This window comes from Candidatus Jidaibacter acanthamoeba (assembly GCF_000815465.1).
Lineage (GTDB): Bacteria > Pseudomonadota > Alphaproteobacteria > Rickettsiales > Midichloriaceae > Jidaibacter > Jidaibacter acanthamoebae.
This window is the reverse complement of the sequence record NZ_JSWE01000164.1, coordinates 1-332: the sequence shown is the minus strand read 5'-3', so window position 1 is coordinate 332 and position 332 is coordinate 1. Positions and strand designations below refer to the sequence as shown.

The following is a 332-nucleotide window of genomic DNA, read 5'->3' as shown; positions in this document are numbered from 1 at the left end:
TCCTTAAAGCTTTCCTTTTCTTCTTTATTCTTACTTTCTTGATGCGCATTCATCTCAGCTTTAGAAGTGCCTTGACTACCTTTAAACCAAGAAGATATCGTATCTCCTATTAACTTCCACCCCTTAAATGCCGCCTCAGATACCTCAGCAGACCATACATCATCTCCATTCTTATACCTACCCCCTATGCTTCCGGTAAACTCCCCGTCCCAGCTAAAGCTAAGCCCAGCATGCCAACTGCTAGCTATATCCTTCTCATTATCCCCCGCTCTCTTCCTTACTTCTTCCTCTCCTACCTTCTTCTCATATACCTTACTCCCCTTAATATTATC

1 protein-coding gene is annotated in these 332 nt (G+C 43.1%); it reads right to left on the bottom strand.

The window, feature by feature from the left end:
• A partial coding sequence (locus NF27_RS12580; protein ID WP_039457992.1) for a hypothetical protein occupies window positions 1–332 on the bottom strand: 332 nt, incomplete at both ends.